The sequence below is a fragment of the Apilactobacillus sp. genome (genome assembly GCF_025290035.1).
Taxonomy (GTDB): domain Bacteria; phylum Bacillota; class Bacilli; order Lactobacillales; family Lactobacillaceae; genus Apilactobacillus.
Genome location: NZ_JAMBKT010000001.1, coordinates 94,965 through 119,038, shown reverse-complemented (window position 1 = coordinate 119,038; position 24,074 = coordinate 94,965). Strand labels below are relative to the sequence as shown.

The 24,074-nt window shown below is 33.3% G+C and carries 23 protein-coding genes and 1 pseudogene; 21 read left to right on the top strand and 3 right to left on the bottom strand.

Annotation, left to right across the window (positions count from 1 at the left end; all coding sequences use genetic code 11):
- The 4 genes from pknB to M3005_RS00575 all read left to right on the top strand — a co-directional run.
- On the top strand, window positions 1-1,871 hold a 1,871-nt coding region (gene pknB, locus M3005_RS00590), incomplete at its 5' end, for a Stk1 family PASTA domain-containing Ser/Thr kinase (RefSeq protein WP_293792767.1).
- 42 nt (window positions 1,872-1,913) lie between these two features.
- Window positions 1,914-2,813 carry a ribosome small subunit-dependent GTPase A gene (gene rsgA / locus M3005_RS00585; protein ID WP_293792765.1) on the top strand — a complete coding sequence of 300 codons (900 nt, stop codon included), beginning with the start codon at window positions 1,914-1,916 and terminating at the stop codon, window positions 2,811-2,813.
- 10 nt (window positions 2,814-2,823) lie between these two features.
- The gene (rpe, locus tag M3005_RS00580; protein ID WP_293792763.1) at window positions 2,824-3,474 is read left to right on the top strand and encodes a ribulose-phosphate 3-epimerase; all 651 of its coding nucleotides are present in this window, start codon (window positions 2,824-2,826) and stop codon (window positions 3,472-3,474) included.
- A gap of 2 nt (window positions 3,475-3,476) precedes the next feature.
- Window positions 3,477-4,127, top strand: a complete 651-nt coding sequence (locus tag M3005_RS00575) for a thiamine diphosphokinase (RefSeq protein WP_293792762.1) — start codon at window positions 3,477-3,479, stop codon at window positions 4,125-4,127.
- Between the two features lie 80 nt (window positions 4,128-4,207).
- Here the strand turns inward: M3005_RS00575 and rpmB are convergent, their stop codons facing one another.
- Window positions 4,208-4,393, bottom strand: coding sequence for a 50S ribosomal protein L28 (gene rpmB / locus M3005_RS00570; RefSeq protein WP_053950031.1), 186 nt, complete (start codon window positions 4,391-4,393; stop codon window positions 4,208-4,210).
- 227 nt (window positions 4,394-4,620) lie between these two features.
- Here rpmB and M3005_RS00565 point away from each other — a divergent pair, with 227 nt between their 5' ends.
- From M3005_RS00565 to rplS, 15 genes and pseudogenes are all read left to right on the top strand, one after another.
- The gene (locus M3005_RS00565; protein ID WP_053950030.1) at window positions 4,621-4,980 is read left to right on the top strand and encodes an Asp23/Gls24 family envelope stress response protein; all 360 of its coding nucleotides are present in this window, start codon (window positions 4,621-4,623) and stop codon (window positions 4,978-4,980) included.
- A 16-nt stretch (window positions 4,981-4,996) separates the two neighbouring features.
- Window positions 4,997-6,658, top strand: a complete 1,662-nt coding sequence (locus M3005_RS00560) for a DAK2 domain-containing protein (protein ID WP_293792760.1) — start codon at window positions 4,997-4,999, stop codon at window positions 6,656-6,658.
- Between the two features lie 57 nt (window positions 6,659-6,715).
- Window positions 6,716-8,749, top strand: coding sequence for an ATP-dependent DNA helicase RecG (gene recG / locus M3005_RS00555; protein ID WP_293792759.1), 2,034 nt, complete (start codon window positions 6,716-6,718; stop codon window positions 8,747-8,749).
- A 16-nt stretch (window positions 8,750-8,765) separates the two neighbouring features.
- A complete protein-coding gene (gene plsX / locus M3005_RS00550) occupies window positions 8,766-9,806 on the top strand; it encodes a phosphate acyltransferase PlsX (RefSeq protein WP_293792758.1) in 1,041 nt (346 codons plus the stop codon).
- Window positions 9,807-9,855: 49 nt separating this feature from the next.
- The gene (gene acpP / locus M3005_RS00545) at window positions 9,856-10,104 is read left to right on the top strand and encodes an acyl carrier protein (RefSeq protein WP_293792757.1); all 249 of its coding nucleotides are present in this window, start codon (window positions 9,856-9,858) and stop codon (window positions 10,102-10,104) included.
- 62 nt (window positions 10,105-10,166) lie between these two features.
- Window positions 10,167-10,859 (top strand): ribonuclease III, encoded by a 693-nt coding sequence (gene rnc / locus M3005_RS00540; protein ID WP_053950025.1) that lies wholly within the window; start codon window positions 10,167-10,169, stop codon window positions 10,857-10,859.
- 20 nt (window positions 10,860-10,879) lie between these two features.
- Entirely contained in the window at window positions 10,880-14,431 is a 3,552-nt protein-coding gene (gene smc / locus M3005_RS00535; protein WP_293792756.1) for a chromosome segregation protein SMC, read from the top strand.
- A 180-nt stretch (window positions 14,432-14,611) separates the two neighbouring features.
- Window positions 14,612-15,526 (top strand): annotated as a pseudogene (gene ftsY / locus M3005_RS00530) (signal recognition particle-docking protein FtsY); the annotation flags it as partial.
- A gap of 21 nt (window positions 15,527-15,547) precedes the next feature.
- Window positions 15,548-15,889: a putative DNA-binding protein gene (locus tag M3005_RS00525; RefSeq protein ID WP_293792754.1), complete on the top strand. Its 342-nt coding sequence runs from the start codon at window positions 15,548-15,550 to the stop codon at window positions 15,887-15,889.
- 14 nt (window positions 15,890-15,903) lie between these two features.
- Complete coding sequence (ffh, locus tag M3005_RS00520) at window positions 15,904-17,382, top strand: signal recognition particle protein (protein WP_293792752.1); 1,479 nt, start codon at window positions 15,904-15,906, stop codon at window positions 17,380-17,382.
- Between the two features lie 110 nt (window positions 17,383-17,492).
- Window positions 17,493-17,768: a 30S ribosomal protein S16 gene (gene rpsP, locus M3005_RS00515; RefSeq protein WP_034531094.1), complete on the top strand. Its 276-nt coding sequence runs from the start codon at window positions 17,493-17,495 to the stop codon at window positions 17,766-17,768.
- Window positions 17,769-17,781: 13 nt separating this feature from the next.
- Window positions 17,782-18,039: a KH domain-containing protein gene (locus M3005_RS00510; protein ID WP_053950020.1), complete on the top strand. Its 258-nt coding sequence runs from the start codon at window positions 17,782-17,784 to the stop codon at window positions 18,037-18,039.
- 54 nt (window positions 18,040-18,093) lie between these two features.
- The gene (gene rimM / locus M3005_RS00505) at window positions 18,094-18,618 is read left to right on the top strand and encodes a ribosome maturation factor RimM (protein WP_293792740.1); all 525 of its coding nucleotides are present in this window, start codon (window positions 18,094-18,096) and stop codon (window positions 18,616-18,618) included.
- Window positions 18,608-19,354 (top strand): tRNA (guanosine(37)-N1)-methyltransferase TrmD, encoded by a 747-nt coding sequence (gene trmD, locus M3005_RS00500; protein WP_293792963.1) that lies wholly within the window; start codon window positions 18,608-18,610, stop codon window positions 19,352-19,354. The genes rimM and trmD overlap by 11 nt, the downstream gene beginning before the upstream one ends.
- A 124-nt stretch (window positions 19,355-19,478) precedes the next feature.
- Entirely contained in the window at window positions 19,479-19,835 is a 357-nt protein-coding gene (gene rplS / locus M3005_RS00495) for a 50S ribosomal protein L19 (RefSeq protein ID WP_053950017.1), read from the top strand.
- Between the two features lie 96 nt (window positions 19,836-19,931).
- On the opposite strand, the gene M3005_RS00490 is transcribed toward rplS, so the two are convergent.
- Window positions 19,932-21,362, bottom strand: a complete 1,431-nt coding sequence (locus M3005_RS00490) for a C69 family dipeptidase (RefSeq protein WP_293792739.1) — start codon at window positions 21,360-21,362, stop codon at window positions 19,932-19,934.
- A gap of 117 nt (window positions 21,363-21,479) precedes the next feature.
- Between M3005_RS00490 and M3005_RS00485 the strand changes: the two genes are divergently transcribed.
- Complete coding sequence (locus tag M3005_RS00485; protein WP_293792737.1) at window positions 21,480-21,668, top strand: 2-hydroxymuconate tautomerase; 189 nt, start codon at window positions 21,480-21,482, stop codon at window positions 21,666-21,668.
- Between the two features lie 18 nt (window positions 21,669-21,686).
- Complete coding sequence (gene glpK / locus M3005_RS00480; RefSeq protein ID WP_293792736.1) at window positions 21,687-23,192, top strand: glycerol kinase GlpK; 1,506 nt, start codon at window positions 21,687-21,689, stop codon at window positions 23,190-23,192.
- A 28-nt stretch (window positions 23,193-23,220) separates the two neighbouring features.
- Here glpK and M3005_RS00475 read toward each other — a convergent pair whose 3' ends face one another.
- Complete coding sequence (locus M3005_RS00475; RefSeq protein WP_293792735.1) at window positions 23,221-24,027, bottom strand: Cof-type HAD-IIB family hydrolase; 807 nt, start codon at window positions 24,025-24,027, stop codon at window positions 23,221-23,223.
- Window positions 24,028-24,074 lie beyond the last annotated feature (47 nt).

The following is a 24,074-nucleotide window of genomic DNA, read 5'->3' as shown; positions in this document are numbered from 1 at the left end:
TAAGTGATCGCTACGAAATTATTGATAAAATTGGTGAAGGTGGGATGGTAAATGTTTATTTATCAAAAGACCTGAAAGAAAATCGATTAGTTACTATCAAAATTATTAGACTTGATTTCCAGGGAAGTCAAAAGGCTAAACGCCACTTTAAGTTTGAAAAATTAGCGATTAATAAACTGAATAGTGATCATATCGTTCAAGTATATGATTTGGATCGTTCTGACGATATTCAGTATTTAGTAACAGAATATGTCGAAGGATATGATTTAAAACGATACATTCAAGAAAACAATCCTATTTCTACTAATGAAGTTATTTCCATTATGAGTCAGCTAATTGATGCTGTGAATGAAGCTCATCAACATGGCATTATTCATCGCGATTTAAAACCACAAAATGTGTTAATTGATAAAAATGGAGTGGTTAAGGTTACTGATTTCGGAATTGCGTTAATTGAAAATCAGATTCCGTTTACTCAAACTAATGCTGTAGTTGGATCAATACATTATATTTCTCCTGAACAAGCACTAGGAAAGAAAGCCACCAAACAATCTGATATTTATTCATTAGGAATTATTTTGTATGAATTACTAACTGGAAAAGTTCCGTTTGATGGCGAATCACCATTAAATATTGCAATGATGCATACGGATGAAAATATTCCATCAGTGATTGAACAAAATCATAATGTTAGTCAGGCATTGGAAAATGTTGTTATTAAAGCGACAGCTAAAAAACTAGATGATCGATATAATAATGTTTTAGAAATGAAAAATGATTTACTAACATCGATGAATAAGGATAGAATTGATGAACCCAAGCTACACTTTATTTCACCAAAAAGAGAAATCGATAATGGCGAAACTAAAGTGTTGAACTTAAACGATTTAAAGAAATATAAAGATGACGATTATCAAGAAGATAACAGTAACAACAATCATATGATGTTAAAACAACTATCGTTAATCATAGTTCTTTTAATATTTTTATCTGGGATTTTTCTGTTCTTTAACTACACATTCTTTACTAGGGTATCGGTTCCTAATGTTGAAAATCTGACTTTAAATCAAGCCAAAAAAGAGCTTAAAGACTCACATCTATTAGTAAGCAAAATTAAATATGTTTATGATAGTAAAGTGCAAGCGAATCATGTTATTTCAACCAATCCTGGTACTGGAACCAAAATGATCAATCATTCAAGTATCGCACTAACTGTTAGTAGTGGATATAAAAAAGTAAAGGTTGATAATTATGTTGGCGAGTCAATTGATATAGCTGCTGGTAGATTAGCTAAATTAGGTTTTCATGTTCAACAATCTTATCGATATTCTACTGAATTTAAGTCTGGGACTGTTTTACAACAAAGCATTCAACCACGGACTGTGGCTAACCCACAAAAAGATACTATTAGTTTAACTGTATCAATTAATACCAAGACATTTAAAATGGCTAACTTGATTGGTATGACTGAATCAGAAGTTAAAAGATATGTTAAACAAAACAATTTAAACGCTAAGTATTTCTACGAAAAGAGTAATAGTCAAAAAGCAGGACGAGTTTATCAACAAAATCCTACGACGGGACTAGAAACTAAGTATGGTGATAACATTGAAATTTGGATTTCTAAAGGAATTCAAAATAGTAAAAATTTAAGCCATAGCGTTGACGTTACCTTAACGATACCATTTAAGGATAATGGAAACGGTAAAAATAAAATAACCATTTTTGCTAATCAAAATGGCGAAGATGAAAAGGTCTATCGAACCTTTTATATTAAACAAAGTACAAAAATAACAATTCCTTATAGTTTAAAGGCGCATCAACATGCTAAATATAAAGTATATAGAGATGGTCAGTTGATAATGAAGTAATGAATTGTATAATAATAATAGAAATGTTGTCGAGGTGATATATTGGCTGAAGGAAAAATTTTCCAATCCCTAAGTGGATTTTATGATATTATTAGTGACGGAAAGATATATAGGACAAGGGCTAGAGGTAATTTTAGAAAGAAAGGGATTACTCCTTTAGTAGGTGATAATGTTGAATTTGAATCTACTACTCCGAAAGAAGGATATTTGTTAAAGATTTTTGATCGAAAAAATTCTTTAGTAAGACCACCAATTTCTAACATTGACCAAGCGGTTGTAGTAACGTCAGCTGTTCAACCTGACTTTTCATACAATCTATTAGACCGTCAATTAGTAGCTGTAGAAATCAATAAGATTACTCCAATTATCTATTTCACTAAGACTGATTTATTAGATGATCAACAATTTGATTATTTTAAGGAAGTAAAATCTGTTTATGAAAATGCTGGATATAAAGTTATTTTACCTAGTAATCAAGGCGATAATAATAAATCTGTTGAAGAAATTAAAGACTTGTTTGCACATAAAGAAACAGTATTTATGGGACAAACTGGTGCAGGAAAGTCTACACTTCTAAATAAAATTTCTCCAGATTTAAATCTAGCTACCGGCGAAATCTCAGCCGCTCTAAATAGAGGGAAACACACCACCAGAAAAGTAAGTTTTATTGAAATAAATAATGGGTTGGTTGCAGATACTCCTGGATTTTCATCATATGAAGCATTTGATATTAAACCCGAAGAATTACGAGATTACTTCCCAGAATTTAGGGAAAATGCTAATAAATGTAAATTCCGTGGTTGTGTTCATATTAATGAACCGGGATGTGCAATTAAATCTATGTTGGAAAATGACGAGCTTTCCCATGAACGTTATCATGATTACGTTCAGTTGTATGACATTTTAAAAAATAAAAAACCAATTTATAATAAAAAGAAATGAGGAACTATAGATGATTAAAGTAGCACCATCAATTTTAAGCGCAGATTATTTAAATTTGGAAAGAGATATTGCTAAGGTTGAAGCAGATGCAGAACTATTACATATTGATGTAATGGATGGCTCATTTGTACCAGCAATTTCTTATGGACCTAACTGGGTTTCACAAATCAAAAAAATCTCAAATCTTGTTTTAGATGTTCACTTAATGGTTGTAAATCCAGAAAGATTTGTTGATGAATTTGCAGACAAAGGTGCAGATATTATTGGTGTTCATGTTGAAGCCACTCCACATATTCACCGTGCCCTACAAATGATCAAAAACAAAGGTGTTAAGGCTGAAGTTGTTATCAACCCAGGTACACCTGTTGAAGCAATCAAACCTGTTTTATACATGGTTGATCAAGTTCTTGTGATGACTGTTAACCCTGGTTTTGGTGGTCAAAAGTTCTTAGATGAAACTGTTAAGAAGATTAAGCAATTAGATGATATTAAAAAAGCTGAAGGCTATGACTTTGATATCGAAATTGATGGTGGGGTTAACAACGAAACTGTAAAGGCAGCTGCCAATGCAGGTGCTACAGTTGCCGTTGCTGGTTCTTATGTATTTGGTGCAGATAACCCAGCCGAAAGAATTCAAACTATGAAAGAAGCTACTAAATAGTTATGAAAAAAATCAATTTATTACTTGGTGGACCAACTGACTTATGGCCAGATGAAATGAATAATATGGATATCGATGGTGAATGGATTGGAGTTGATCGTGGCAATCTTTGGCTAATCGAAAAAGGCAAAGATCCAGTTATAGCGATTGGTGATTTTGATTCTATGAGTTCTGATGAACAAAAGATTGTTTCAAGTCATGTTAGCGATATTAGAACCTTCGATCCACATAAAGATTACACTGATACCCAGTTAGCTCTTACGATTGCTGATCAAGAGTTAAATGCCGATATCATTAATATTTATGGTGCGACAGGTGGTAGAATTGATCATTTTATCTCTAACTTCTTAATGGCAACAGAACCTAAATATAAGAGTATAGTTCCTAAGTTAAGAATTATCGATAAGCAAAACACCATCACTTATTACACTCCCGGTGATGGAAAGGTAATTAAAGAAGCTAATAAACATTATCTTGCTTTTATTCCGTTGAATAAAATGAATCTATCCATTTACGATGCAGAATATACATTGGATAATCATTTTGTTCCAAGAGCTTTTGCGTATTCTAGTAATCAATTCGTTACAGATGAATGTAACTTTTGGTTTGATGAAGGAATATTATGTGTAATTCAAAGTAAAGATGAAAAATAAAAAGAGATGACCAATATCATGGTCATCTCTTTTTTCGTATAAAAAAAGCTCAACTATAAGTAAGTTGAGCTTAAATATAATTAGGCACGAGTAACTTTACCTGATTTTAGAGTACGGGCACTAACCCAAACTTTTTTAGGCTTTCCATCTACAAGGATACGAACCTTTTGTAGATTTGGCTTCCAGCTACGACGTGAAGAATTCAAAGCGTGTGAACGCTTGTTACCAAAATGAGTTCTTTTACCATTGATAAAATCTTTAGCCATTGGAAATTCCTCCTTTTTAATGATTTCTAATCAAAAGCGTTGCTTTTATTACATCTCACCTTAATAATTTAGCATATTAAAGCCGAATTTGCAATGGTTTTCTTTCAAGTGAATATACTTGACAGCTTCAAACATTAATTATAACAATACTTTAGCTTTTATTTAACATGTGGTAATATTATATTACGAATATATTAAGAAATCTATCTTTTAAGGAGGCTATTGTTATGGCCGTAAAAATGAAAACAGAATATGGATTAATTGATATTGATAATAATGTCATTTCAACCGTAGTAGGTGGTGCTGCCACAGATAACTATGGTGTAGTCGGAATGGCAAGCAAAAATCAAATTAGAGATAATTTCAATGAAATACTAAAAAAAGATAATTATTCACGTGGTGTAGTTGTTACTCAACATGATAACGATGTAGCAATTGAAGTTAACATTATTGTTAGCTACGGTACAAAAATTTCTGAAGTATGTAAAAATGTTCAATCAAAGGTTAAGTATAATTTAGAAACAATGCTGGGTATTACCGCAAGTTCCGTGAATGTAGTTGTTCAAGGAGTAAGAGTTTTAGATTAAAAGGAGGTTCATTTTAGTGTCTATTTCAAATATAAATAGTTCTAAATTTGATCAAATGGTTCAAGCCGCTGCTACAACCCTTAATAGTAATGCAGAGTTTATTAATTCTTTAAATGTTTTTCCTGTCCCAGATGGTGATACAGGAACTAACATGAGCATGTCTTTCCAAAGTGGAGCGGATTACGTAAATAAAGATACAAGTGAATCTGTAGGTAAATTAGCGCAATCATTAGCTAAAGGATTGTTAATGGGTGCACGAGGAAACTCAGGGGTTATTTTATCTCAGATTTTTAGAGGATTTTCTAAATCAGTTGAGGACAAAGATTTTCTAAGTGGTAAAGATATCGTAGAAGCTTTTCAAAATAGTGAAAAAACTGCATATGGTTCAGTGATGAAACCTACTGAAGGTACTATTTTAACAGTAATTAGAGGGATCTCTGAAGCTGGACAGGCTTCTGATGTAAATGATTTAGCAAAACTATTCGATTCATTATATGATGCTGCAGAAAAGGCACTTCAATCAACTCCAGATTTATTACCAGTTTTAAAACAAGTTGGTGTTGTTGATTCTGGTGGACAAGGCTTGGTATTTGTAATTAAAGCCTTTGCGGATGTTTTAAATGGTCGAGAAATTGAAACCAGCCATCAACCAAATACTGGTGAAATGGATCAAATGATTGATGCAAGTCATGAGCAAAGTCATGAAAGTGCTCAAGGTAAGTTGAATCCAGATGACATTGTATATGGTTATTGTACTCAAGTTATGGTTAGAATTGGTCGTGGTAAAGAAGTTGAATATGCTTTTGATTATGACAAGTTTTATGAACATTTAGCTGGTATCGGTGATTCATTACTAGTTGTTAATGATGATGAAATCGTAAAAGTTCACGTTCATACTGAACAACCAGGTGAAGTTATTTCATGGGGACAAAAATTTGGTGATTTAGCCAACGTTAAAATTGATAATATGCGTCTTCAACAAGAAACAATCATTGAAAATGATGACACTAAGCAAGAACCTAAAGACATTGCAATCATTGCAGTTGCTTCAGGGGATGGAATTGGTGAGTTATTCACTAGTTTAGGTGTTACTGATGTTATTAAGGGTGGACAAACTATGAACCCTAGCACCCAAGATATCTTGGATGCAATCAACAACAGCAATGCTAAGAATGCTTTAATCATTCCTAATAATGGAAATATCTTTATGGCAGCTCAACAGGCCGCTGACGTTGCTGAAATTCCTGTAGAAATCGTTCATGCTAAAACGATTCAACAAGGTTTAACTTCAATGTTATCTTTCAATCCTGATGCTAGTTTACAAGATAACGCTTCTGAAATGGAAGATATGTTAGATACTGTAATTAGTGGGGATGTAACACACGCTGTTAGAGATACAGAAATTGATGGTGTCAAAATTAATAAAGATGACTTTATGGGTATCATCGATGGTAAGATTCAAATTGTTAAAAAAGATTTAACAGAAACTGCTATCGAAATGATTAAAGAAATGATAGATGAAGACAGTGAAGTAGTAACCATTATCTATGGTGATGGAATCACTGAAGAAGAAGCTAATGATTTGTCTGAAAAAGTAGAAGCTATTGATGACGAATTAGAAGTGGAAGTCCACGAAGGTGGTCAACCAGTTTATCCATACTTAATTTCTGTCGAATAAATTTATCGGACATAGTTCCGATTTTTTTATTTTAATAATATTTTGAGATGAGGTGATATGTTGAAAAATTTGTATGATTCGGTTTCAGTTCTAAAAGGCGTTGGTCCAAAAAAGGTTGAGGCACTGGAAGAACTTGGAATCAAGAGTATTTATGATTTATTAACTTATTACCCATTTAGATATGATGATTTTCAAGTTAAGGATTTGACCCAAATTGTTGATCAAGAAAAAGTAACTTTAAAAGGAAAAATTGCTGCTGATCCAGTTATCGCCCACTTTGGTCGTAAAAGAAACATTTTAAATATAAGACTATTGGTGGATAACGATGTTATAAAGGTTACTTTCTTCAATCAACCTTGGTTAAAGAAACAACTACCAGTTGGCAAGGAAGTACTGATTCATGGTCGATTTGATAAAGCCAAAGCATCACTTGCTGGAATCAAAATATTGTCTTCTGTTGATAATAATGAAATGAATGCGATATACCCTGCCAATAAGCATATTCGTCAAAAGACTATCAGCGATTTAGTTAAATTAGCCTTTGATGAATATAAAGATGCAATTGATGATATTATTCCAAATAAAATTATTGATAAATATAAGTTGGAAAAGCAAGTTAAAGTCATTCATGATATGCATTTCCCAACAAATACACAGGATGCGATGCTTGCTAGAAGAACAGCTAAATTTAATGAATTCTTTTTATTTCAGATGCAGTTACAATCTCTTAAGATGGCTGAACAAAAAGATAAGGGAATTGAAATTAATTATTCTGCTGCTGACATGGAAAATTTTATTGCAGAATTACCGTTTGAGCTCACAGGAGCACAACTAAGAGTTGTTCAGGAAATATATGCAGATTTGAAATCCAGCCGGCAAATGAATAGATTATTGCAGGGGGATGTTGGTTCTGGAAAAACAATCGTTGCTGCATTATCTATTCTTGCGACGATTGATGGTGGTTATCAAGCCGCATTAATGGCACCAACTGAAATCTTAGCAGAACAACATGCAAATAAGTTAGCTAAGTTATTTGAAAACACTAAGGTAAATGTAGCCTTGTTAACTGGTGATACTAAGCCCGCAGCGAAGAAGGAACTATTACCTAGAATTGCTTCTGGGGAAATTAACCTGGTTATTGGTACGCATGCACTAATTCAAGATACAGTGGTATATAATAACTTAGGACTTGCAATCATCGATGAGCAACATCGTTTTGGTGTTAACCAACGAAAAATTCTGCGTGAAAAAAATGATGGGACTAATGTCTTAGCAATGACAGCGACACCAATTCCTAGAACGTTGGCAATTACATCATATGGTGAAATGGATGTTTCAATTATTGATGAATTGCCTAATGGTCGACAACCGGTTAAAACGGCTTGGATTAAAGAAGGTCAATTTAAAAATTCGATTCCGTTTATTAAGGATCGACTAAATAGCGGTGAACAAATTTACGTTGTAACGCCTTTAGTAGAAGAATCTGAAGCTGTTGATATGAAAAATGCTGTCAACATATATGAAAACTTTCAGAAGTTATTTGAGCCTGATTTCAAAGTCGGTTTACTTCATGGTAGAATGAAAGATGATGAAAAAAATACTATCATGAGAAGTTTTGAAAATAACGAGTTTCAAATATTAGTTTCAACCACGGTTATTGAAGTTGGGGTTGATGTAAGTAATGCAACCATGATGATTGTATTTAACGCTGATCATTTTGGATTAGCACAACTTCATCAGCTTCGAGGAAGAGTTGGTCGTGGAAGTAGTCAGTCATATTGCTTGTTAGTATCTGATCCAAAAACTGAAACTGGAGTTAAGAGGATGAACGTAATGGTACAAAGTAATGATGGCTTTGTGATTTCACAAAAAGATTTGGAATTACGTGGCCCAGGTGATATTATGGGAAAAGCGCAATCTGGACTACCTGAATTTAAAGTTGGTGATCCGGTAGCTGATTTGAAGATGTTGAGCATCGCTCAACAAGAAGCCATTTTAGTGGTTAATACTAATAATTGGCAAAACGAATCAGAATATAGTAAATTATATAGTTACGTTCAACAAAAAAATAATAATAAAATGTTTGACTAAGAAGGAGTTTTATAAGATGAAAATTGCAATTGATGCTATGGGTGGAGACAACGCACCGTTAGAAGTAGTTAAAGGGGTAGAAATGGCTAGAGATCAATATCCTGATATTGAATTTAAGCTATTTGGTCAAATCGATAAGGTTAAACCTTTAATCCAAAATAACGAAAGAATTGAATTAATTCAATCTGACGAAGTTATTGAAATGGGTGAAGAACCTGTTAAAGCAGTAATGAAAAAGAAAAATTCTAGTTTGGATATGGCTGCTCAAGCTGTTAAGGATAAAGAAGCAGACGCCTTTTTCTCAGCTGGTAACACTGGTGCAATTTTAGCTGCTGGTTTATTTATTATTGGTAGAATTAAAGGAATTGACCGTCCAGGTTTGGCAACTACTTTACCAATTATTAATGATGAAGAACATGATAACTTTGTAATGTTAGATGTAGGTGCAAACGCTGAATCTAAACTATTTAACCTTTACCAATATGCATTCATGGGTAAGTATTATGCAGAAAACGTTAGAAACATCAAAAACCCACGTATTGGATTATTAAATAACGGTACTGAAGCTGACAAGGGTGATTCTTTACATAAGGCAGCTAACGAATTATTAGCTAATGACAAGAACTTAAACTTTATTGGTAACGTTGAATCAAGAGAACTATTAAATGGTGCTGCTGATGTTGTTGTTACCGATGGATTTACTGGAAACGCTGCTCTAAAAGCTATCGAAGGTACTGCATTATCACTTCTTACTTTGATTAAAGGTGAAATCATGTCAGGTGGTCTTAAATCAAAGGTTGGTGCTCTAATGCTTAAGCCAACATTTAAGAAGATTGGTAAGGAAATGGATTACTCACAATACGGTGGAGCTGTTTTAATGGGTACTAAAGCACCTGTTGTTAAGGCTCATGGTAGTAGTGAAGCAGTAACCATTAAGAACACTATTTTCCAAATCAAGACAATGATTGATTCAAAGACAATCGATAATGTTGTTGAATATTTTGATAAGCATGCTGATGATATGCAACAAATCAAACAAAACGCGAAAAACAACTAAATATCTGTTATAATTAATTATATTATTTACGATTTGAAGGAGATAAGTTATGACAAAAGAAGAAGTATTTAATAAAATTGCTGATTTAGTAGCTGAACAATTTGGAATTGATAGAACTACCATCAAAGGTGATTTAAACTTTCAAAATGATTTAGATGCTGATTCAATTGATTTCGTTGAATTTGTATTGTCTCTAGAAAGTGCATTTGGTACTGATATTTCAGATGAAGATGCTGAAAATATTAAAACTATTGATGAAGCCGTAGACTACGTTATGTCTAACGCTGATAACAAATAATTAAAAAGGCGATTACTCAATAGTAATCGTCTTTTGTTGTATTAATAACTGGAGGAGTTAGTTTGGAAAAAGAATTTGATGACCTATTAGAGAAAAAATTTAATATAAAATTCAAGGATGAATCATTATTAGATGAAGCTTTTACACAAGCCTCATACGTTAATGAACATCCAGGCAAAAATCTAAAGTTTTATGAAAGAATCGAATTCTTAGGTGACGCTGTGTATGAACTAGTTGTCTCAGAATATATTTACAAGAGATTCCCTAATTTACCACAAGGTAGACTTACTAGACTAAGAGCTGCAATGGTGAATGAGCAAAGTTTTAGTAGTTTTGCCAGAGAATGTCATTTTGATAAATACATTAGATTAGGTAAAGGTGAAGAAAAAGCACAAGCAAGAAGTCGTGATTCTTTGCTTTGTGATATTTTTGAATCTTTCATTGGTGCGGTTTACTTAGACCAAGGAATGGAACCAGTAGTTAAGTTTTGTCATCAAGTAATTTTTCCTAAATTAGATGAGGGATGGTTTGATGAATTCTTTGATCACAAAACAGAATTACAAGAATTGGCACAAGCAAACGGACCAGTAGAAATTGTATATAACCTACTCGATGAAAACGGACCTGAAAATGATCGTCGCTTTAAGGTTTCAGTTACCATTGATGGGGTTGAAAAAGGTGTCGGTGAAGGACATTCTAAAAAGAATGCCGAACAAGGAGCTGCGAAAAAAGCGATTAATAAACTCACAGAATAAAACAGGATGGAGAAAATACATTGAAGTTAAAATCATTGGAAATTGCTGGATTTAAGTCCTTTGCAAATAAAACAACAATTAGTTTCACTGATGGTTTAACTGCAATTGTAGGACCTAACGGTAGTGGTAAAAGTAACGTAATTGAGGCAATTAGATGGGTTTTAGGTGAACAATCATCTAAAACACTGCGTGGTACTAAAATGTCTGATGTTATTTTTTCAGGTTCAAGTACACATAATCCAGTAAATCGTGCAGAAGTTAAATTAACTCTAGATAATTCAGATCAATACATCAATAGTCCTTATTCAGAAATAATTATCACTAGAAGACTATATCGTTCTGGTGAAAGCCAATACTTAATTAATAACTCAGAATGTCGATTAAAAGACATCAATAATCTTTTTATGGATACTGGGATGGGAATTGGATCTTTCTCCATTATTTCTCAAGGAAGCGTTGAAGACATCTTTAACAGCAAGCCTGAAGATAGAAGATCAATTATCGAAACTGCAGCAGGAGTTTATAAGTATAAGCAACAAAAGCATGATGCTAACCTTAAATTACAACAAACACATGAAAATTTAGATCGTGTTGAAGATATTATCTTTGAACTTAAGGATCGAAATGATCAGTTAAAAGAACAAAGTTCTACGGCAGTTAAATACCTTGATTTGAAAAAGGAATTGAAACAATATGATATTTCTCGAATTGCCCTTGAATTAAATAGTCTAGGAATTGAATTTAATGCTACTGGGAAAATCATTCAAGAAGAAGAACAAAATGCTGAAACTATCAGTACTGATTTAGATAGATTAAGTACTGAAAAGAAAAATCTTAATACTCAATTATCTGAATTGTTGTCCAAAAAAGAACAACAACAAGATGCGTTATTAAACTACACTAAGAAAATTGAACAACTTTCAGGACAACAAAACCTTTCTAAACAAGAAATTGAATTTAAGAAAAGTAGTCTGGTTGAACATAAAGATGTCTTAAATAAATTGAAGGCACAATTGAGTGGTTTAGAACAAAAAGAAAAAGAAATTAATGCTGAAATTGAAAAGGTAAATAGTGAAATTTCAATTATCAATGAAAAATTAGGATCGTTAGATGAAGAAACTATTAACAAATCAATATCAGATAAGAGGGATGAATATGAATCTCTTCGTGGCGAATACGTTGCTATTATGCAAAAAATTGCCAACGTTAATAATGAAAGTACTTATTTAGAAAAGACACAAAAGCAAGCTGATGTCCAAAGTGATACTAATAGACAAAAGATTGCAGGCATTAATGATGAAATTAATCAATTAGAAGAAAATCTTTCTTCATTGAATCAAGAGTACCAAGATAACCTGGCCAAATATGAAGATAGCAAAAAAGTGGTTGATAAGTATCATAAAGAACAAGTTCAATTAAAACATGATGCCGCTAGAATTCAAGATAATTGGTATAAAGCACTTGAAAGAAACCAAAGTATCAAGATTAAATACAACAGTTTAAACAATCTGCAAAATGATCACAGTAATTTCTTTAAAGGTGCGCAAAGTGTTCTAAATAACAAAAATAAATTAAGCGGAGTTTTGGGTTCAGTTTCTGATTTTATAAAAGTTCCAGCTGAATATACTAAAGCAATTGAAACTGCGCTTGGAAATCAATTACAACAAATTGTGGTGGCTAATAATCAAGCTGCTCGAAATGCGGTTCAGTTTTTAAATGATAATCGATTAGGACGTGCTACCTTTTTACCAATTAATGAAATTAGTAGAAGAAGCGTTAATAACAATGTTTTAGCTGCTTGTCAGCAAAATAATGGTTTTGTCGGCATTGGTAACCAATTGGTTTCAATTGATTCCAAATTAGATGCAGTTACTGCGCACCTTCTTGGTAATTTAATTGTTACTAAAGACTTAAGTTCTGCCACTCAACTTAGTAATCAAATCAGACATTCTAACCGCATTGTTACCTTAAATGGAGAATTGGTTAATGCTGGTGGTTCTATTACTGGTGGTACGAATAAGAAGCAATTCGACGGCGTTTTAACGCAAAAAAACAATTTAGTTGAATTAGAAAAAGAATTCGCTAAAGGTAAAACAATTGCTGAAGGTCTTGAAAAGGAACTTAATGAAGCACAAGCAAAACTACAATCAATCAATGATGAAATTGAACAATATTATCAACAACAAAGGGATGCCGCTGGTTTAGTCGATATTAGCAAGAATAAAGTTAGCTTTGCTAAGGATACGTTGGAAAGAAAGCAACGTGAGTTAAAAGCTGTTAAACTATCAATTGGTGGACTTTTTGAAGATGATATTGAAGAAAAGAAACAACAAAATGAAAAACTAAAAGAACAATTGAATTTAGACTTATTAAACAATCAATCACAATCTCGTGATGTATCTGAAAAGATTGAAACGCTTGAAAAAATGAAAGAATCTAACGTTTCTGAAATTCAAAGTACTAGGGAAAAATTAATTGTTCAAAAGGAAAAACTTTCTAATTTGAGAGATCAAAAAGCTAATCTAATTGAAGAATTCGATAGACTTGGCTCTGAAATCGATGATGAAAAAGAAACTATTGATGAGTTAAATGAAGCTATTAGTAATAATATGTTATCTGCTAACCAGGATAGTGAGATTAAGAAGGTTAATGAAAGCATTCAATCAACTCAAGAAGATTTAGAACAATGTAAATCTGCAATTGATGAACATCAAAATAGCATCAAAGAAGTTGAAGAAAAGATTGATAAATTAAGTAAAGATTCTATTAACCAACAAAACTATTTAAATAAGCAAGTCAATAAGTTTGATCAATTAAAAGGTCAACTTGCTAATTTAAAACAACAGTTGGTTGGTAAATATGAAGTAGACATAAAAGATATTGATGATATTGTCATCGATGATAGTGTTGAAAATATTAAAAATAGAATTGCACAATTGAAGCGAGAAATCGATAGTTTGGGAATTGTTAATGTTTCTTCAATCGATGAATACAAAGAAGTTTCTAAACGTTATGAATTTTTGGTTCAACAATCTGATGACCTTAAGAATTCAAGTCAACAATTAACTGATACGATGAATAAAATCGACGTAACAGTTGAAAAGAAGTTTTCAGAAACCTTTGAAGCAATCGCTTATCAATTTTCAAAAGTCTATAATGAAATTTTTGGTGGTGGGAAAGCTAAACTAGTTTTAACCAATCCAAATGATCTTTTGACAACTGGAATTGAGATTATGGCACAGCCTCCTGGCAAAAAGTATAGACATATGTCATTATTGTCTGGTGGAGAAAAGGCATTAACTGCAATTGCGTTACTTTTTGCGGTGCTTAAGGTAAAACCAGTTCCATTTAGTATCTTGGATGAAGCAGAATCCGCGTTAGATGCTGAAAATGTTGATAGATACGCACATTACATGACGAAATTGGATGATGGAACACAGTTTATCGTGATTACCCATAGAAAAGAAACAATGGTTTATGCAAATACATTGTATGGTGTAACTATGCAAAACTCAGGTGTTTCTAAAGTAGTTACAGCAAATCTTAACAAGTACAATGCATCGGAGGGATAACCAATGGGATTATTTGATGTTTTTAAGAAAAAAAGTAATGATGAACAAAAGATTCAAGATTCAACAAATGATGTAAATGAAAATCAAGACATCGTAAAAGATGCTGAAGTTACTCCTGATGAAACTAGTTCAGTAGATACTGAAGTTCAAGAAGATGCGGATGGATCACAAGAAAAATTTACAGATGGATTAGAGAAATCAAGAACTACCTTTGGTGACCGTTTAAACCAATTATTTGCTAATTTTAGAAGTGTTGATGAAGAATTCTTCGAAGATTTAGAAGACACTTTAATTGAATCAGATGTTGGTTATGAAATGGCTGTTAACTTAACTGATCAATTGAGAGATGAGGTTAAGTTACAAAATGCTAAAAGTAGGGATGAAGTTCAAAATGTTATTATTCAAAAAATGATTAACATTTATGATGAAAACGGTAATGATGAAAATCCTGATATTCATTTTGCAAGTGAAGGTCCAACTGTCATTTTATTTGTTGGAGTTAATGGTGTTGGAAAGACAACCACTATTGGTAAAATGGCAAACATGTATAAGAATGCTGGTAAAAAGGTATTGTTAGCTGCGGCAGATACATTTAGAGCAGGAGCAATTCAACAACTTGATGAATGGGCTAAAAGAGACGGCGTTGATATCGTGAAAAAAGAAGAACAAAGCGATCCGTCAGCTGTTGTTTATGAAGCTGTTCATAAAGCTAAAGATGAAAATTATGATATTTTATTCGTTGATACTGCTGGTAGATTGCAAAATAAGGTTAACTTAATGAACGAACTAGCTAAAATGAAAAAGGTGTTAACTAGGGAAATTCCTGATGCCCCTCATGAAGTTCTTTTAGTTTTAGATTCAACTACTGGCCAAAATGCACTTAGCCAAGCTAAGTTATTTAAAGAAACCACAGCAGTTTCTGGAATTGTTTTAACTAAGTTAGATGGGACTGCTAAGGGTGGAATTGTTCTAGCAATTAGAAACGAATTGCACCTACCAGTTAAATATGTTGGATTGGGTGAAAAAGTTACTGATTTAAGACAGTTTGACGCAAATGATTTTATTTACGGATTATTTAAAGGATTAATTAAGTAGTCCTTCGGAAGGATTGATTTAATGGAAATCGAAAAAAATTATCGGATTAATTCTTTATTTGAGTTCTATAGACCGTTACTAACTAGTAAACAGGATAGCTATATTCAACTTTATTATGCTGATGACTATTCTTTAGGTGAAATATCAGAAGAGTTTAATGTGAGCCGACAAGCGGTTTATGATAATATAAGACGAACAGAAGTTATTCTGGAAAAATATGAAGATCAATTACATTTATATGCTGATTTTCAAAAGAGAAATCAACAAACTGACGCAATCAGAAATTACGTTAGAAAAGAATATAGTGATGATGCAAAATTAAATCAACTTGTTGATGAATTAGAAAACACAGAAGAAAGATGAAAGTGGTGAAATAAATGGCATTTGAAGGATTAACAGAACGACTTCAAAAAGCGATGCGTAATTTACGTGGAAAAGGGAAAGTTTCAGAAGCTGACCTAAGAGAAACAATGCGTGAAATTAGACTAGCGCTTTTAGAAGCCGATGTTAACTTCACTGTTGTGAGAAATTTCGTTAAACGAGTACAAGAACGTTCACGTGGAGCTGAAGTTTTAGAAGGATTAAATCCAGCACAACAAATTGTTAAGATTGTTAATGAAGAATTAACAAAGACTATGGGGGAAGAAGCTGTTCCTCTTAATAAATCCGATAAGATTCCAACTGTTATTATGATGGCCGGTCTTCAAGGGGCAGGTAAAACTACTACAGTTGGTAAATTAGCATTGAAACTTCAAAAAGAAGAAAATGCACGTCCACTTCTAATTGCAGCCGACGTTTACCGTCCTGCTGCCATTGATCAATTAGAAACTGTCGGAAAACAAATTAACGTTCCAGTTTTCCAACAAGGAACAGATGTTAATCCAGTTGAAATCGTTAAAAACGGGATGGCTAAAGCTAGAGAAGAACATAATGATTATGTTTTAATTGATACGGCTGGTCGTCTTCAAATCGATGAAAAATTAATGGATGAGTTAAAAGAAATTAAAGCGCTAACTAATCCAGATGAAATCTTATTAGTTGTCGATGCAATGACTGGTCAAAACGCTGTCAATACTGCTGAAGGTTTTAATGAAGCACTAGATATCACCGGGGTAGTACTAACTAAGTTAGATGGTGATACTCGTGGTGGGGCAGCTCTTTCTATTAGAGAAGTAACCCAAAAGCCAATTAAGTTTATTGGTCAAGGTGAAAAGATGGAAGCTCTAGATGTATTCCACCCTGATAGAATGGCATCTCGTATTCTTGGAATGGGAGATATTCTTTCATTAATCGAAAAGACACAAAATGATTATGATGAAAAACAGGCTAAACAATTAGCTGAAAAAATGCAAAATAACACTTTTGGATTTGAAGATTTTCTTGATCAATTAGAACAAATTCAAAAGATGGGTCCTTTGGATGAAATTATGAAAATGATTCCAGGGATGGCTAATAATCCGGCTTTGAAGAATGTTAATATGGATCCTAAAGATTTAGAACATATTAAAGCGATTATTTATTCAATGACATACGAAGAACGTAATAACCCAGACTTATTAAATCCTTCCAGAAGAAGAAGAATTTCAAGAGGTTGTGGACGTCCAATTCAAGAAGTTAACCGAATGATTAAACAATTTAATCAAATGAAAGACATGATGAATAAGATGTCTAACGGTAACATGTCAGGAATGGAACAAATGATGGGTAATATGGGTGGAATGCCAAATATGCCTGGAATGCCTGGTATGGGTGGCGGAATTGGTGGTAAATTGTCTGAAATGGCAATGAAACGAATGAGCCGTAAGATTAGCAAGAAGATGAATAAAAATAGACGCAAGAGAAACAAAAAGCGTTAATTTTATCACTTTTAGTAAAAAAATGATGGTGTAAAGAAAAAAACCTTTACAAGCATCAAAATAACTGTTATATTTAATATCGTTAAAAGAAATACAGGAGGTGTTTATTAATGTCTGTTAAAATTCGTTTGAAGAGAATGGGTTCAAAGAAACGTCCTTTCTACCGTGTTGTAGTTGCTGATTCACGTAGCCCTCGTGATGGTCGTTTCATCCAAACTGTTGGTACTTACAACCCATTAACTCAACCAAGTACTGTTAAACTAGAAGAAGAAGATATCTTCGAATGGTTAAACAAGGGTGCACAACCTTCAGATACTGTACGTAACTTACTATCTGATGCTGGTATCATGAAGAAATATCATGAAGCTAAATACTCTAAGAAATAAGTGATATCGAGTTATGACTAATTTTGATGAGCTGATTAAAAAAATCGTAAAACCACTGGTGGAAAATCCAGAGGATGTTGCTATTGAACATAGTGAATCTGATCGTTTTTATGAATATCATCTAATTACTAATTCTGCTGATGTTGGTAGAATTATTGGTAAAAAGGGCCATGTAGCGCAAACAATTCGTACGATTGTTTATAGTGCTCGTGTTTCAGGTGAAAAGCGCGTTAGATTAATTATTGACGATAGTAAAAATAAAAACTCTTAAATGAAACCTTGGTGTTTTGTTTAAGAGTTTTTTAACATAAAAAGGGGAATTACAATGGATTTTTATAATATTGGTAAAATTGTAAATACTCAAGGACTACGTGGTGAAGTAAGAGTTATGTCAATTACTGACTTCCCAGAAAAACGTTTTCAAGTTGGTAATGAGGTTTATGCATTTTTAAACGAAGATAAAAGCGAAAAACTTGAAATAGATGGTGTTAGAAGTCATAAAAACTTTATATTACTTCATTTTAAAGGTAAGCCTACCATTAACGATGTTGAATATTTAAAGCCATCAATTTTGAAAATTGCTGAAGATCAACTAGACACTGATGACCTAAATCCTGGTGAATATTATTATCACCAAATCATTGGTCTAAATGTGGTTGATACTGATGGAAATAAGATAGGTACTGTTAAGGAAATATTATCACCAGGGGCTAATGATGTGTGGGTGGTAAAACGTGATAACAAATCTGATTTATTATTACCTAAGATTGATTCAGTTATCTTAGATGTTAATTTAGATGATAATGTTATTACTGTTGAAATTCCTGGAGGACTTGATGATGAAGATTGATGTCTTAAGCCTTTTTCCTGATATGTTTGAGGGTCCATTAGGTGATTCAATCTTAGGAAAAGCCAAAGATAAAGGTGCTTTAGATATTGAAATAACTAACTTTAGGGACTATTCGACTAATAAGCATGGCAATGTGGATGATTATCCTTTTGGTGGTGGTGCTGGTATGTTATTACAAGCCCAACCAATTTTTGATGCCTTAGGAGCAACTCAAAATAAAGCACAAGAAAGTGGTTTATCAAAGGGAAGAATTATTCTGTTAGATCCTGCTGGGAAAAAATTCGACCAAAATGAAGCTGAAGAATTAGCGAAAGAGGACCATTTGACTTTTATTTGTGGTCATTATGAAGGATATGATGAAAGAATTAAGTCATTGGTTACTGATGAATATTCTTTAGGCGATTTTGTTCTTACTGGTGGAGAATTACCAGCAATGGTAATGATTGATGCTACTGCTAGATTGCTGGATAATGTATTAGGAAACGATGAATCGGCACCCGGAGATTCTTTCTCTAGCGGACTGTTAGAGTATCCACAGTATACGCGACCAGCTGACTTTAGAGGTATGAAAGTTCCTGAAGTATTAACTAGTGGGAATCACCAAAAAATTGAAGAATGGCGACAAAAAGAATCACTAAGAAAGACATACAAACGTCGACCAGATTTAATCGATTATAGTAAATTAACTGATTTACAGAAAAAATTATTAGCAGAAGTAAAAATAGAGGAAGAATAATAGACCTTTACAATCAATAATGGTTATGATATTATTCTAATTGACTATTTTTATAGTTAAATAAAACGGTATTCCGCTGTTGCTTTAAAAGACATGAATGCTAGTTGGAAGGATGTTATTTTTTATGCGTCAAAACGAATTAATCTCAAAGATTAACGCGGAACAACTTAAGAGTGATGTTCCAGAATTTAGAGCCGGAGATACTGTTAAAGTATCTGTTAAGGTTGTTGAAGGTAGCAACGAACGTATCCAAGTATTCGAAGGTGTTGTTATCAAACGTCACGGTTCAGGTATTCAAGCTACTTACACTGTTAGAAAGATCACTTCAGGTGTAGGTGTTGAACGTATCTTCCCACTTCACTCACCACGTGTTGCTAAATTAGAAGTAACTCGTCGCGGTGCTGTTCGTCGTGCTAAGCTATACTACCTACGTGAACGTCACGGTAAGGCTGCTCGTATTAAAGAAGCACGTCGTCGTTAAGATAAACTTTATATCTAAACAAAAACAGGTATTGAATTTAATTTCATACCTGTTTTTTTGTACATAAAAAGAGTGCTGATTAGCACTCTTTTTTAATTATAGATTTTCATCAGTATTATAGTTTAATTTTGAAAAATCAGTTGAAGCAGCAATTAATTTATAAGCAAGGTTTTGATAACTATTCATTGCTAATTCAGCACATTCATTACTAATTTTAGTTGTGTATTCACTTAATTCGTGATGATCTAAATCAGTTGCTTTAGCATCAACTTGATTAATTTTTTGTTGGAACGAGATATTTAATCTTTCTTGAACATCACCAACAACATCTACAAAATGATTGTAGTGTGGATCTAGTAGCACACCTACTAATTTGAAAATCCAGTATGCAGACTTAGGGTCATATGTCATATCACCAATTTTATATTCTTTTGGCGTATCATTGATTCCTGCAAAGAATGGCACAAATACACTTTGTGCTGCTACACCCATTGATAACCAGTGAATACCGCTTACTTCAATTGGGAGGTTAGGTCTGATTTGTAAAACATGTGATTCCTGTGCTTTAGCTAAGCTAATAGGTCTGTATCTTTTACGTGATTCAATAGGGCCTTTTCCAACTGGATCAAATTCTGTTCCTTCATAATGTGATGCTAAGAAATCCTTTGCATCTTGAACAGATATTAATCTAGATGGCTTTCTAACGAAAGGCATATCATAATCTTCTGGATCTTGTGTGATTTCAGGATTAAACATTCTTTGACCATACCAGACACGTGGATTGTTGTAGTATAAATCTGATTCACTACGAGTACCAAATATTTCTCTGAAGTTAAAAGTACCATCATTAGCTTTATTTAGTTTGTTGTCGTTAACAAAAGCAAGGATATCTTTTGACCAAGCAAAGTTATCATTATCGGTAAAGTCAATTTCTTGAATTGCTAAACGATTTGATACAACAGCATAGGAGTCATCAGGAATCTTCATTGCAACCCAGTGATGTCCGGAACCAATTTCAAAGTACCACACTTCATCTGCATCAGAAAATAGGATTCCATTACTTTCAGCAGCACCATGAGTACTTACGATTTCGCCAAGACGATTAACTGCGTCCCTTGCTGAATCAGCATATGGTAAAACAACAGTAACAATAGATGCTTCTGAAATACCATCTGCAAGTAAAGGATCATATCCTAATACATAACTATTAGAATAAGCACTTTCCGTTGCACTCATTGCAACACCTTTTTCGTTAATACCTTCTTCTTCAAATAAACCTTCTTTATCGGTCCATTCAGGAGTTGCAGTGTATTTATATCTAACCTTAGGTAAAGTGCAAGAGAAGCGATTTTCTTTGGCTTTAAATAGTTGTTCTTCTTTATATTCTTTATGTGGATGAACAATAAAATGCTTTGGCCAAGTGGCTTTACAATCTTCGTTTCTACCAATCATAGTAGAACCATCTACAGATGCATTCTTACCAACTAAAATACTAGTACATGCATCATATTCTGGAAACTTCGGCATTTTCACACTTCCTCTTTTTTATGTATTTAATTTATTGTACATTAACTAGGCTAAAAATTGAACTATATAGGTATTTAAAGTATAATCAGACTAAAATACAGAGTTAGGAGAATGATTATGCCATTAGTACATATTGATTTAATTGAAGGAAGAAACGAAGAACAACTAAAAGGATTAGTAGCTGACGTTACTGCTGCAATCGTAAAAAACACTGGTGCTCCAGCTGAACACGTTCATATCGTATTAAACGAAATGAAGAAGAGTAATTACAGTGTTGCTGGAAAATTAAAAAGTGACGAAGACTAATTAGATTAAGGAATAATTATGAAGAACGAACAATATATAATGTCGATAGACGAAGGTACTACTAGTGTTCGTGCAATGATCTTTAATCATGAAGGTAATGTTGTTAGTAAGGCACAGAAAGAAATCACTCAACATTTTCCACATTCAGGATGGGTTGAACATGATGCTGAAGAAATTTGGGACGCTGTGCAAACGGTAATATCAGAATCGTTAATTCAATCAAAAATCCCACCATATAAGGTCAGAGGGATCGGTATAACCAATCAACGTGAAACCACGGTTATGTGGGATCGTGTAACTGGTGAACCAATTCATAACGCGATTGTTTGGCAGTCTAAGCAAACCAGTCATATTGCAAATGATTTAAAAGAATCAGGGTATACTGATTTAATTCATCAAAAGACCGGGTTAGTGATTGATTCATACTTTTCAGCAACTAAAATAAAGTGGTTGTTGGATAATGTTCCGGGAGCACGAGATAAAGCTAACAGTGGTGACTTATTATTTGGAACGATTGATACTTGGATTTTATGGAAACTAACAGGTGGACATGTACATGCTACTGATGTTTCAAATGCTAGTAGAACAATGTTATATAACATTCATGATTTAAATTGGGACGAAGAAATTCTAAATATTTTAGATATTCCCAAGGAAATCCTACCGGAAGTCAAATCATCATCAGAAATATATGGGTACACTGCTGGTTATACTTTTTACGGAGTCCAAATTCCCATTTCAGGGATTGCCGGAGATCAACAAGCTGCATTGTTTGGTCAATTGTGTTTAGAACCAGGAAGTATTAAAAACACCTATGGAACTGGTTCATTCATCGTTATGAATACAGGTGATAAGCCAGTCATATCTGATAATGGATTATTAACGACGATTGCATATGGAATCAATGGCGAGATAAACTACGCCCTAGAAGGAAGTGTATTCGTCGCAGGATCTGCCATTCAATGGTTAAGAGACGGATTACGTCTCATAAATGATGCAAAGGAAACTGAAGCGTTAGCATTAGCGTCTTCAAACGACCATGATGTCTATGTTGTTCCTGCCTTTACTGGATTAGGAGCTCCATATTGGGATCAAGACAGTCGTGGCGCTATTTTTGGCTTAACCCGTGGGACCTCTAAAGAGGACTTAGTAAAAGCAACTTTGGATTCCTTAGCTTTTCAAACTAAGGATGTTGTTAATACTATGGTAGAAGATACCCAACTAGACCTAAAACATCTTAAAGTTGATGGTGGGGCTGCACAAAATAATTATCTAATGCAATTTCAAGCGGATATCTTAAATACGTCAATTGAACGTTCATATATTGCTGAAACAACCGCATTAGGAGCAGCATACTTATCTGGTTTAGCAGTTGGCTTTTGGAGAGATATTGCTGAAATCAAACAATTAAAGCCTAATCAAAGCTTATTTAATCCAGAAATGAGCGAAGATGATCGTCATAAATATTATCAGGGATGGCAATTAGCTGTTAAAAGCACGCAAATGTTTCATCCAGACAAATAAAAAAGACTTGATTTTATATCAAGTCTTTTTAAATTTCAAAATATTCTTCTAAATATCTCGCTAAACCATTTTGATCATTATCGTATTCAGTAATGTCATCGGCTAATGCTTTAATCTTAGGTTGACCATTCTTCATCGCCACTCCCAATCCAGCATACTTCAACATGGTTTCGTCATTAAATTCATCACCAAATGCGATGATATTTTCTTGGCTAATGCCATAGTAATCAGACAATACTTCTAAACCAGTTTTCTTAGAGATGTCCTTCGCTGCCAATTCAACGATTGAATCGGGACCACCCCAAGGAGAGATTTGCAATGTGTCACCATAATTATCGTTAATGTAATCAACAAATTTGTTCATCTTATCAGGATTAATTTGTAGTGTTAAACAAACAGGATCTTCTGTTAAGTTTTCTTCGGTCACAAATTCTTCAGGGGCTAAATGAGTTGGGAAAAAGCCAATTTCATTGTTAGCTTCACGATTAGCTAAAAAGAGCTTTTTACCTTCAACAGCCATTAGGTTAATACCTAATTCATCAGCATGGCTTAAAATATCAAACACAACATCTCTTTCAATGTTGTATTCATAAGCATGATTCCATTTTGCTAATGGATTGTAACCAAGGCTTCCATTAAAACTGATTAATGGATTGTCTAAACCAATTTCATTATAGATGTCTGTAACTAGACGGGGTGGACGACCAGTCACAATATTGACAACGTGGCCCAAATCCATTACCTTATTTAAAGTATTAACCGTTTTTTGTGAAACTTCGGAATTATTGTTTAAAGTAGTTCCATCTAAATCAATTGCGATAAGTTTCTTATCCATATAGTTGTTTCACCTCGCGTAAAAAAATATAATAGTAATATGTTAAC